We start from the raw sequence: 12131 nt of genomic DNA on the forward strand, positions 1-12131 counted from the left end.
TTCAATGGCATTGGCATCGACCGCCGGCGGAGCCAGCCGCGGCATGACACGAGAGGAGAAGAAGGTCATCTTCGCCTCCTCGCTGGGCGCGGTTTTCGAATGGTATGATTTCTATCTCTACGGAGCGTTGGCCGGCGCGATCGGCTTGACCTTCTTCAACTCGTTTCCCGAAAGCACCCGCTACATCTTCACGCTGCTGGTCTTCGCCGCCGGCTTCATCGTGCGCCCGTTCGGCGCGCTGGTGTTCGGCCGCATCGGCGATCTCGTCGGCCGCAAATACACATTCCTTGTCACCATCATGATCATGGGTCTGTCGACTTTCCTTGTCGGCCTGCTTCCGGGTTCAGAGACACTGGGCATTCTGGCGCCGATCCTGTTGATCGCGCTGCGCATGCTGCAGGGCCTGGCGCTTGGCGGCGAGTACGGCGGCGCCGCGACCTATGTCGCGGAACATGCGCCGGACGACCGTCGCGGCTTCTACACCTCATGGATCCAGACGACGGCGACGCTCGGCCTTTTCCTGTCGCTGATTGTCATCCTGCTGGTGCAGAATTCCGTAAGCAAGGACGCCTTCAACGCCTGGGGATGGCGCATTCCGTTCCTGGTCTCGGCTATCCTGCTCGGCATTTCGGTCTGGATCCGGCTGTCGCTTTCGGAATCGCCGACCTTCCTGCGCATGAAGGAAGAGGGCAAGAGTTCCAAGGCGCCGCTGTCGGAAGCCTTCGGCCAGTGGAAAAACGCCAAGATCGCCATCCTGGCGCTGTTCGGCCTCACCGCCGGTCAGGCCGTGGTATGGTACAATGGCCAGTTCTATGCACTGTTCTTCCTGGCCAATGTGCTCAAGGTCGACGCGCAGTCGGTCAACATCATGATCGCCATTGCGCTGGCACTCGGCACGGGCTTCTTCGTCTTCTTCGGCTGGCTGTCCGACAAGATCGGCCGCAAGCCGATCATCATGGCCGGCCTTGCGCTGGCGGTCGTCACCACCTTCCCGCTGTTCAAGGCGTTGACCTGGGCCGCCAATCCGGCGCTCGCCACAGCACAGCAGAACACGCGCGCCACAGTGACGGCGGCTCCGGGAGACTGCAACTTCCAGTTCAATCCGACCGGCACGCGCGTACCGGTCAGTTCGTGCGATATCGCGACCGATTTCCTTGCCAAGAACTCGGTGCCTTACGACATCGTCTCGACGGCGGCGGCGGGGACCCCGGCGAGTGTCATGATCGGCAGCGAAACCGTGGCGTCTTATGATGCCAAGGCCGCGGGCGACAAGAAGGCTGCCAGCGACGCTGCCTTCAAGAAGGGTATCAACCTCGCGCTTCAGGGTGGCGGTTATCCGCTGAAGCGTGCTGCCGCCAAGGTTGCCGACCAGAAGCTCGACGCCTTTGTCGCGGCCAATCCTGAACTGAAGCTCGATGCGGCAGCCATCCGCGCCGGCGAAAAGACCGCGGTCCCGACCGAACAGGCCATCAAGGACAAGGTGCTGACCAAGGATGAGGCCGCGGGCGCCACCGAGGTGACCGTGTACAGCGTTCCGGCAGCGGGCGCGTTCGCGATGTTTGCCGACCCCGCACAGGTCAACTGGGCAAAGGTCATCGGCATCCTGTTCATCCTGGTCCTCTACGTGACCATGGTCTACGGGCCGATCGCGGCGATCCTGGTCGAGATGTTCCCGACACGCATCCGCTACAGCGGCATGTCACTGCCCTATCACATCGGCAATGGCTGGTTCGGCGGCCTGCTGCCCGCGATCGTGTTCGCGTTCAGCGCCTACAAGGGCGATATCTATTACGGCCTTTGGTATCCGGTGGTGATCGCGGCGGTGACGCTGATCATCGGCATGATCTTCGTCAGGGATACGCTCGGCACCGACCTGCATACCAAGCAGTAGCCGACGGCTCTGTATCAAGCAAAAAACCCGGCGCGAGCGATCGCGCCGGGTTTTTGATTTGTGGGCCTGTTCGATCTATCAGCGCGGAAGACGCCTAGCTCTTGCGAGGCTGTTCGGCCTCCGCAATGGCGGCCTCATGATACCAGGCCTCGCCATGGGCAAGCGGGTGATCGCGCAGCGAAGCAAGCTCTGCCGCAAACTTGGCCTTTACGCCTAAATTTGAGGCACCCGCACGCGCTGCCACCGGGAACATCAGGATTTTGGCCGACGGACGGGCTGAGGTGATTTCCATGGTCGGTCTCCTTTCTTCTGGAGAGGCTCTTCGATTCATCTTTCCATCAAGGTAGGTCCTGCAATCCTTTTAGGCAAGATGCCTAAAGAAAGATCGGCATTTGCCTGTTATTTAAGCAAATTCTGCCTTTGATTGATCCGGGCGCATTGCTTAGGCGGCTTGCCATCACCGGCGGGATGAAAGGGCATTTTTGCCGCACCCTGACCAACTGAAGTGGCACACGATTTGCATTTTATCGACCGGCAGCTGGGCTGCTGGATGGCTCGGCGCGCCGGCGTCATCCAGGTTCGGTGATCAAGCAACGAGAGGCTCTAGAATGACGAAATACAAGCTCGAGTATATCTGGCTCGATGGTTACACGCCGGTCCCCAATCTTCGCGGCAAGACCCAGATCAAGGAGTTCGCCGAGTTCCCGACGCTCGAGCAGCTGCCGCTGTGGGGCTTCGACGGTTCTTCGACGCAGCAGGCCGAAGGCCACAGCTCCGACTGCGTGCTGAAGCCGGTCGCCGTATTCCCGGACCCGGCCCGCAGCAATGGCGTGCTGGTGATGTGCGAAGTGATGATGCCAGATGGCGTGACGCCGCATGTGTCCAACAAGCGCGCCACCATCCTCGACGACGAGGGCGCCTGGTTCGGCTTCGAGCAGGAGTATTTCTTCTACAAGGACGGCCGTCCGCTCGGCTTCCCCGAGAGCGGCTATCCGGCGCCGCAGGGCCCGTACTACACCGGCGTCGGCTATTCGAATGTCGGCCCGATCGCGCGCCAGATCGTCGAGGAGCATCTCGACCTCTGCCTCGCAGCAGGCATCAACCATGAAGGCATCAACGCCGAAGTGGCCAAGGGCCAGTGGGAATTCCAGATTTTCGGCAAGGGCTCCAAGAAGGCCGCCGACCAGATGTGGATGGCCCGCTATCTCTTGCAGCGCCTGACCGAAAAGTACGAGATCGACATCGAGTATCACTGCAAGCCGCTCGGCGACACCGACTGGAACGGCTCGGGCATGCACGCCAACTTCTCGACCGCCTATATGCGCGAAGTCGGCGGCAAGGCCTATTTCGAAGCGCTGATGGCTCAATTCGACAAGAACCTGATGGACCACATCGCCGTCTACGGCCCGGACAATGACAAGCGCCTGACCGGCAAGCATGAGACCGCTCCGTGGAACCGCTTCAGCTACGGCATCGCCGACCGAGGCGCCTCGATCCGCGTGCCGCATTCCTTCGTCAACAATGACTACAGGGGCTACCTGGAAGACCGCCGCCCGAATTCGCAAGGCGACCCCTACCAGATCGCTTCGCAGATCCTGAAGACCATCGCGGAGGTTTCGACCAGCGCCCAGGTTTCGGCGGCCGCCTAAGCATCTATAGCGGCGCAGGCTTCGTAAGCCTGCGCCGTAGCCTGCTGCTAACACGTCTACAGTCTGCTATTGGTCAAACAAAAACCCCGGCGTCTGAACTGACGCCGGGGTTTTTCCTTGTCGCTGAGGTTATCGTTCAGACCGAATAGTACATGTCGTATTCGACCGGATGCGGGGTCATTTCGAAGCGCATCACTTCGGCCATCTTGAGCTCGATGTAAGAGTCGATCTGGTCGTCGTCGAAGACGCCGCCGGCTTTCAGGAAGCCGCGGTCCTTGTCCAAGCTTTGCAGCGCTTCGCGCAGCGAACCGCAGACGGTCGGGATCTTCTTCAGTTCCTTCGGCGGCAGGTCGTAGAGATCCTTGTCCATCGGCTGTCCCGGGTGGATCTTGTTCTTGATGCCGTCGAGGCCGGCCATGAGCATGGCGGCGAAAGCGAGGTAGGGGTTCGCGCCCGGATCGGGGAAGCGGACCTCGACGCGCTTGGCTTTCGGGGACGAGCCGAACGGAATGCGGCAGGAGGCCGAACGGTTGCGCGCGGAGTAGGCGAGCAGCACCGGGGCTTCATAGCCAGGTACAAGGCGCTTGTAGGAGTTGGTCAGCGGGTTGGTGAAGGCGTTGATCGCCTTGGCGTGCTTGATGATGCCGCCGATGTAGAACAGGCACGACTCCGACAGGCCGGCATATTCATTGCCGGCGAAGGTCGGCTTGCCGTTCTTCCAGATCGACTGGTGGACATGCATGCCCGAGCCGTTGTCGCCGAAGATCGGCTTCGGCATGAAGGTGGCCGTCTTGCCATAGGCATTGGCGACCTGGTGCACGACATATTTGTAGATCAGCATCTTGTCGGCGTTGCGGACCAGCGTGTCGAACTTGATGCCGAGCTCGTGCTGGGCAGCGGCAACCTCGTGATGGTGCTTTTCGACGCGCACGCCCATTTCGGCGAGCACGGTCAGCATTTCGGAGCGCATGTCCTGCGCGCTGTCGATCGGCGGCACAGGGAAGTAGCCGCCCTTGACGCGCGGGCGGTGGCCGAGATTGCCGGTCTCGTAATCGGTGTCGTCGTTGGACGGCAGTTCGGTCGAGTCCAGCTTGAAGCCGGTGTTGTAGGGATCGGCCTTGTACTTGACGTCGTCGAAGACGAAGAACTCGGCTTCGGGGCCGACATAGATGGTGTCGCCGATGCCTTCGGCCTTCATGTAGGCCTCGGCCTTCTTTGCAGTGCCGCGCGGATCGCGGTTGTAGGATTCGCCGGAGACCGGATCGAGAATGTCGCACAGGATGACCATGGTCGACTGGGCGAAGAACGGATCCATGTGGACGGTGTCCGCATCGGGCATCAGCACCATGTCGGACTCGTTGATCGCCTTCCAGCCGGCGATCGAGGAGCCGTCGAACATGACGCCGTCGGCGAACATGTCTTCCTCGACCTCGATGACATCCATCGTCACGTGCTGCAGCTTGCCCTTCGGATCGGTGAAGCGCAGGTCGACGAATTTCACGTCGTTGTCCTTGATCTGCTTCATGATGTCTTTGGCTGTCGTCATGTCGTTTCTTCCCTGTGTGATGACGTTTCGAGGAGACGTTAATCTGAAATCAGAAAGCTCAGACGGCGTCCATCCCCGTTTCGCCGGTACGGATGCGAACGACCTCCTCGATGTTGGAGACGAAGATCTTGCCGTCGCCGATGCGGCCGGTCTGCGCCGCCTTGCGGATGGCTTCGATGGCGCCTTCGACGGCGTCGTCGCCCAGCACGACTTCGATCTTCACCTTGGGCAGGAAGTCGACGACATATTCGGCGCCGCGATAGAGTTCGGTATGGCCTTTCTGGCGGCCAAAGCCCTTGGCCTCGGTCACGGTAATGCCTTGCAGACCGGCCTCCTGAAGCGCTTCCTTCACTTCGTCTAGCTTGAACGGCTTGATGATCGCTTCGATCTTTTTCATGTAGAAAGTGGCCTCCACTGCCAAAAAAACGGGTTGTGCGCCCCGCTTGCGCCTCCATCAAGCACGAACTGTGCCAATTTCAGCCCACGCGAAGCGGTTTCGCGCAATTCCAATGCCGCGCCGCGCCGGGATGCACATTCGCGTCATCCTCTGCTTCGGCTGCGGCAAAGCTGCCCGAAGCCTACACATTGCCGCTTCGGGCGTCTGCACGATAATTAGGCAGATTGCGCATTTTGCAGGCCTGCGCGGATCCGTGGCACCAGTCTGCGAAAGGATTGGCCGCACGCCAACGCAGCACCTGGCCGTTTGCTTCGAATCCGAAACTGGACAATGCTCGATAGGGACAAAGGGGTCGGCCTTGAACGAAATGCGGATCGGCAATCCATGAGCAATGAAGTCCTGTCGCCGGCCGAGATGGGCGAGGCCGACCGGCTGGCAATCGCAGCCGGTCCGCTCGACGGCTATGGCCTGATGCAGCGTGCCGGCGAGGCGGTCGCTGCTGTCGTGCTGGCGCGCTATCCCGCGGCGAGCCGTGTCCACGTGCTGTGCGGCCCCGGCAACAATGGCGGCGACGGCTATGTTGTAGCGCGGTTGCTGGCCGAGGCCGGTGTGAATGTGGCGCTCTGGGCCGAAGGCAAGCAGAAGCCCGGGAGTGATGCGGCGCGAGCTTCCGAGGCCTGCAATCTGCCGGTCGAGCACATCGGACACTGCTACCCGGAACCGGGTGAAGTCGTCGTGGACGCGCTCTATGGTGCGGGATTGTCGAAGAAGATATCCCTGCATGCCTCTGCCGTCTCAGGATTGGCCGCGGCGGAGCGCGTGCCTGTGGTGTCAATCGATCTGCCTTCTGGTGTGTCGGGCGAGACCGGCTTGAGCAACGCTTATTTCAAGGCCGACGTGACGGTGACGTTCGTGCGGAAAAAGCCCGGCCATCTGCTGATGCCGGGGCGCAGCCTCTGCGGTGAGATCATCATCGCCGATATCGGCATTCCGGATGCGATCGTCGATGAGTTCAAGATCAAGACGTTCGAGAACACGCCTGACTTTTGGCTATACAGTTTTCCGAAAACGGCGGTCGATACACATAAGTATAAGCGCGGCCACGTCAGCGTCTTTTCCGGCGGGCCGAGCGCGACAGGTGCGGCGCGGCTGTCGGCGATGGCTGCAGCCAGAGCCGGGGCAGGGGCGGTGACCGTGCTCTCGCCTGAAAATGCCATGCAGGTAAACGCCGCGCATCTGACATCGATCATGCTGCGCGAGGCCGGTTCGATGGAGGAAGTGCAGGAATTTTTGTCGGCGAGGCACCCCGAAGTACTTGTGTTCGGACCAGGGCTCGGGCCGAAACCCAAAGTGGGGGATTTCGCGTTGCAATTGATCGCGACGGTCGCTGACCTAAACCGCACGTCGACGAGTTCATTCGGAATTCAGCGCCCTGCCATTGTCTTGGATGCTGACGCCATCACGTCATTGGCGCATCAGCCTCAGGCCCTGTTCGACGCCGCGCTGCTCCCGTTGGCGCCGGTATTGGTGCTGACGCCGCATGAAGGCGAATTCGCCAGACTTTTTCCCGGCATCGCGAAGGACAAGAAGCAGTCGAAACTCGCCAAGGCGCGCGCAGCCGCTGAACGAGCCAACGCCATCATGGTCTACAAGGGCGCCGACACCGTCATCGCGGCTTCCGACGGCCGCGCCGCGATCAACGCCAATGGCGCGCCATGGCTGGCCACCGCCGGGTCAGGGGACGTGCTTGCCGGCATAATTGCCGCGCTGCTGGCGCAAGGCATGTTGCCCTTCGAAGCAGCTTGCGCCGCTGTCTGGATCCATGCCGAGGCCGGCAGCCGCTTCGGTCCGGGGCTGATCGCGGAGGATCTGCCGCTGGCCCTGGTGCCGGTGCTGCGTGAACTGGTCGATGCACGGCAGAAGGTGACGATCAGATGAAGCATTTCGCGTTCGTCATTGCGGCCATCATCGCGCTGTTCGCGTCGCATAGCGTGCGCGCTGAGCAGCCGGTGACCATCGTCGACGATCCGGCGGTGCTGGCCGCCCTCGATGCCAAGGGGTTTGGCTTCGCCGGCATTTTCGCCGTCGATGGCCCGGACGATCTGAAGACGCTCTACAGCGAGGTGCCGGCCTATCGTGCTGTTGTCGACATGGTGGCGGCCGATATTGCCACGCTGCGGGCCGAGATAAAGGCCGGCGGGCGCACGCTCTACGAGGTGACCGACGGCAATGTCGGCCGCATCATGGATATGCGCTGGCTGAAGACCGAGGCCGCGCGCTTCCGCCTGGTCGGCGTCGTCAACCGGCTGGACCGGCGTGACTTCACCGCGCTGCAAGGCGACAAGAGCTGTGGCGAGGTGCGCTTCATCTATCGCCTGGCCTACAGTTTCCGCAAGAACGGCAAGGTTTTGGCATCGCGGCTGCCATTCAATTTCAACGCCGTCTACAGCGTGGCGCCGGATGCCGATGGCGGCTGCGTCGGCGTTGCCGGGCGCTGGACACCGCAGATCGACGAAAACGTCGATGCCGGCTGGCTGGCCGGCGGGCCGCTGGCACCGGAGGAACTGACGTTCAAGCAGCTTGAACTCAATGCGCAGGTGGTGCGTTTTCCCTCGGGACAGGAGACCCAATTCGGCGGGCAGGCGGCCTATCTGATGCGGATCTTCGGCATCGATGGCGCTACCGTCAGCGAGAATCCGCTGGAGAATACGCCAGACGTCGCGCGGCTCTCCGACGATGCTGCACTCAAGAAAAGGCTCGCCGACTATGTCATCGCCAATGTCGCGGCGGTCGATCTCGGCGTCTACGAAATCCCCGACGAATTCCTGGCGAAGAAAATCATTTCGTGGTCGACCTTCGGCAGCGCGAGACAGGCCAACCATCCGTTCACGCCGCTGTTCCAGCCAGCGGATTTCGCCGGCCTGGACTATGCGGCGCTGAAACTGGTGCGGACACCGGAGGCGCTGGTCGAGCGGCTGGACAATGGCGCCTGCCAGGGCTGCCACCAGGCGGGCTCGACGGCCGGCTTTCACTTCATCGGCCTCGACGACAAAACGACGTCGCCTCTCAACCGGATCGAGGTCGGCATCTCGCCGCATCTCCATGCCGAGATTGCGCGACGTGAGGCCTGGCTGCGCGCGACCGAAGAAGGCAAGGAGCCGAACCGCTACCGGCCGCTGTCCTTTGCGCCGCCGGCGACATGGACCGATGCCGGCGATGTCGACTACGCCCCGGCCGAGATCGCGATGCCGTGCCTGATGCCGGATGATGCAAAACGCTTCGGCGCGACCTGGCAATGCGGTGGCGGCACCGTCTGCACGCCGCTGGCGACGGCCTCAGGCGTGCGCACCACGCTGGCGCAATGTCTGTTGCCCAAGGACAGTCCAAAGATGTTTTCGGGCCATCCCTGCCTGACCGGGTCGATCTCCAGCAACCCGTCTCAGCCGTTCAACGACCGCTACAAGATCACCGGCCAGTTCGCTGCTTTTGCGCCGACCTTTTCGCGGACCGCCTACACCTGCCGGCCACCGAAAATCGGCGTACCGGCAGGCATCGCTTATCGCGGTTGCGACGACAAGGACCGCAGCTTCGCCGCCTTCAAGACGGGCAAGCCGATGCCATCGGAAATTTGCGGCATGGTCGGCGGCAAGAAATTCGACACCTGCGTCGCCACCAACAATTTCGACCAGTGCCTCGGCGGCGCGGTCAACCGCGGCAACCGTCCCGCATGTTCGGCCGATCATTTCTGCCGCGAGGATTATATGTGCCAGTCGCTGCCGCCGGACACGCCGGGCGCCGCCAAGGTGAAAGGCATCGGCTACTGCTCGCCGACCTATTTCATCTTCCAGATGCGCATCGATAATCACGCGACGCCCTGGGCGAGCGCGACCAGCGCCCCCAGGGATGCGGGGTTCGGGGCGGCGGAAGAGGAGTGAGCCTGCGAGTTGGGCGACCACCAGTTCAGCGCTGGAGATAGTCTTCCATCCGCGCAGTCCATTTGGTGTCGAATTCCGAAATGTGGCGCTGTGCTACGCTCGAGTTCAGCAGCGTCGAGAGCGCGGTCACGGCGATCGGGTCCAGGTCGGGCGGCTCCGAGTAGCCAAGCGCCGCCAGCCGTTGAGCCCATGATGGATGGGTGGACTTTGCATCATCCGGGCTTGCCCACGCCTTGCGGGCGCAAACATCGAGGCAAATGGGTTCTCGCAGCTGGCCGGCAGCTTCCAGCATGCGCTCGAGCGGCGGTCGCGGCGGACGCAAAGCACCTCGCAATTCATGCTGCAAAGGGTCATAGACCGTCTCCGTGAAATGCACGTCTGCCGTGGCAAGAAGCAACAGCGCGCGTGCGGCGTGCTCGGCGTCGCCGGAGGATGCCGTGTGTCGATCTGCCTTGATCTCCGCTTCGCGCGAAAGCCGGATTTCTTCCCGCTCGAACGATTGCGACAGCCAGCCGATAGCGGCGTGGAGCAGGCTGCCTGTGATCGTGGTTCCGGGCGGGGCATACTCGAAGACAAATCCGAAACCGTTTTCGAACTCAGCGAGATTGAGGCTGCCATTGGTATCCTTGTTGCGCACATGCGCGTCCTCATGGGCAAGGATCGCGGCAAGCGCTCTTTCATCGGTCACTGCGAGGAGAGGGATGCCAATGGTTAGAAACAGCCGATTGCCGAGAAGGCCGAGAAGCGTGCGCTCTTCGCGCACGCTGGCGTTCAGGTTGCCCTCTAGTATGACAACCGTGCGCGCAGCACGGCGCGGTCCGGCGACGCTCCGCCACAGCGCCCACAGGCCGGGCGCTTCTGCTTCACTGACGCCTTTGATCTTGCTGCGTCGGAAGCCCGCAAACAATGTGCCGAACAGAAATGCCAAGGCCGTGGTGGCGATCGGCATGACGACGAAGCCGCTGGCGATAAACCAGATTGGATGGTTGTCGAGCAGGGACATCCAGACGCAGAAGATGATGAGAGCGGGAACAACGAAAAACAGGACCGTGAACCTGCCAAACCGCCGACCGGCGCTGATGATCAGTCGCGACATTGGATGTTACAACGGGATGTTGTCGTGCTTCTTCCAGGGATTCTGCATGTCCTTGTTGCGCAGCATGCGCAGCGCCCGCGCGATGCGGCGGCGGGTCGAATGCGGCATGATCACCTCGTCGACATAGCCGCGTTCGGCGGCGACGAAGGGCGACAGGAAGCGGTCTTCGTAAGACTTTGTGTGGGCTGCGATCTTTTCGGCGTCGCCGATATCCTTACGGTAGATGATCTCGACCGCGCCTCTCGCCCCCATCACCGCGATCTGCGCCGTCGGCCAGGCATAGTTCATGTCGCCACGCAGGTGCTTTGAGGCCATCACGTCATAGGCGCCGCCATAGGCTTTGCGGGTGATGACCGTGATTTTCGGCACGGTCGCCTCGGCGTAGGCAAACAGGAGTTTCGCGCCATGCTTGATCAGGCCGCCATATTCCTGCGCGGTGCCGGGCAGGAAGCCGGGGACGTCGACGAAGGTGACGATGGGAATGGAAAAACAGTCGCAGAAGCGCACGAAGCGCGCCGCCTTGCGGCTTGCGTCGGAATCGAGCACGCCGGCCAGCACCATCGGCTGGTTGGCGACGAAGCCGACGGTGCGGCCTTCGACGCGGCCGAAACCGGTGACGATGTTCTTGGCAAAGTTCTGCTGGATCTCGAAGAAATCGCCTTCATCGGCAACTTTGAGGATCAGCTCCTTGATGTCGTAAGGCTTGTTGGCGTTGTCTGGGATCAGCCGGTCGAGCGACAGATCATGGTCGGTGACCGACTGGTAGCACTCGATCTCAGGAAGCTCCGACGTATTTGACGCGGGCAAAAGGTCTACCAGCCGGCGCATCTGCAACAGCGCCTCGACGTCATTGTCGTAGGCGCCGTCGGCAATCGACGATTTGGTCGTGTGGACGGACGCGCCGCCAAGGCTCTCGGCCGTCACCGTCTCGTTGGTGACCGTTTTGACCACATCCGGCCCGGTGACGAACATGTAAGAGGTGTCGCGCACCATGAAGATGAAGTCGGTCATCGCAGGCGAATAGACGTCGCCGCCGGCGCACGGGCCCATGATCACGGAAATCTGAGGAATGACGCCGGATGCGAGCACGTTGCGCTGAAAGATCTCGGCATAGCCGCCTAGCGCCGCCACGCCTTCCTGGATGCGGGCGCCGCCGGCGTCGTAGATGCCGATGATCGGCGCGCGGTTGCGCAGCGCCATCTCCTGCACCTTGATGACCTTTTCGGCGTGAGCCTCCGACAGCGAGCCGCCGAAGACGGTAAAATCCTTGGCGAAGAGATAGACCGGACGGCCGTTGACGGTGCCCCAGCCGGTGACGACACCATCGCCGGCGATCTTGGTTTTCTCCATGCCGAAGTCGGTCGAGCGATGCTCGACATACATGTCGAACTCCTCGAACGAGCCTTCGTCGAGAAAGACATCGATGCGCTCGCGCGCCGTCAGCTTGCCCTTCTTGTGCTGGGCGTCGATGCGGGCCTGGCCGCCGCCCATGCGGGCGATCTCGCGGCGGCGCTCAAGTTCCTTCAGCACGTCCTTCATCGCTCGGTCCCCAGAAATGGCAGCTGCCTTTGTGGTAATGATGCCTGCAGGCGTGTGCAAGCGCCGCTTTCGGCCTCG

At 61.9% G+C, this 12131-nt stretch carries 9 protein-coding genes; 4 read left to right on the plus strand and 5 right to left on the minus strand.

Annotation, left to right across the window (positions count from 1 at the left end; translation table 11 throughout):
- The first annotated feature begins 4 nt into the window (after positions 1-4).
- Positions 5-1891, plus strand: coding sequence for an MFS transporter (locus tag NKH54_RS22150; protein ID WP_023682590.1), 1887 nt, complete (start codon positions 5-7; stop codon positions 1889-1891).
- A gap of 94 nt (positions 1892-1985) precedes the next feature.
- On the opposite strand, the gene NKH54_RS22155 is transcribed toward NKH54_RS22150, so the two are convergent.
- A complete protein-coding gene (locus NKH54_RS22155; RefSeq protein WP_023682589.1) occupies positions 1986-2183 on the minus strand; it encodes a DUF2735 domain-containing protein in 198 nt (65 codons plus the stop codon).
- A 316-nt stretch (positions 2184-2499) separates the two neighbouring features.
- Here NKH54_RS22155 and NKH54_RS22160 point away from each other — a divergent pair, with 316 nt between their 5' ends.
- The gene (locus NKH54_RS22160; protein WP_023755199.1) at positions 2500-3540 is read left to right on the plus strand and encodes a glutamine synthetase beta-grasp domain-containing protein; all 1041 of its coding nucleotides are present in this window, start codon (positions 2500-2502) and stop codon (positions 3538-3540) included.
- Between the two features lie 136 nt (positions 3541-3676).
- Here NKH54_RS22160 and glnA read toward each other — a convergent pair whose 3' ends face one another.
- Both glnA and NKH54_RS22170 read right to left on the minus strand, forming a co-directional pair.
- A complete protein-coding gene (gene glnA / locus NKH54_RS22165) occupies positions 3677-5086 on the minus strand; it encodes a type I glutamate--ammonia ligase (RefSeq protein WP_023672775.1) in 1410 nt (469 codons plus the stop codon).
- Positions 5087-5144: 58 nt separating this feature from the next.
- A complete protein-coding gene (locus NKH54_RS22170) occupies positions 5145-5483 on the minus strand; it encodes a P-II family nitrogen regulator (RefSeq protein WP_006205430.1) in 339 nt (112 codons plus the stop codon).
- 384 nt (positions 5484-5867) lie between these two features.
- On the opposite strand from NKH54_RS22170, the gene NKH54_RS22175 reads away from it, so the two are divergent.
- Entirely contained in the window at positions 5868-7421 is a 1554-nt protein-coding gene (locus NKH54_RS22175) for an NAD(P)H-hydrate dehydratase (RefSeq protein WP_353028869.1), read from the plus strand.
- Positions 7418-9418, plus strand: a complete 2001-nt coding sequence (locus NKH54_RS22180; protein ID WP_353028870.1) for a hypothetical protein — start codon at positions 7418-7420, stop codon at positions 9416-9418. Before NKH54_RS22175 ends, NKH54_RS22180 begins: the two co-directional genes overlap by 4 nt.
- Before the next feature lie 25 nt (positions 9419-9443).
- Here the strand turns inward: NKH54_RS22180 and NKH54_RS22185 are convergent, their stop codons facing one another.
- The gene (locus NKH54_RS22185) at positions 9444-10421 is read right to left on the minus strand and encodes a M48 family metallopeptidase (RefSeq protein WP_353028871.1); all 978 of its coding nucleotides are present in this window, start codon (positions 10419-10421) and stop codon (positions 9444-9446) included.
- 99 nt (positions 10422-10520) lie between these two features.
- A complete protein-coding gene (locus NKH54_RS22190) occupies positions 10521-12053 on the minus strand; it encodes an acyl-CoA carboxylase subunit beta (protein WP_353028872.1) in 1533 nt (510 codons plus the stop codon).
- Between the last annotated feature and the right edge of the window lie 78 nt (positions 12054-12131).

The sequence above is a fragment of the Mesorhizobium sp. M1004 genome (genome assembly GCF_040318795.1).
GTDB lineage: Bacteria > Pseudomonadota > Alphaproteobacteria > Rhizobiales > Rhizobiaceae > Mesorhizobium.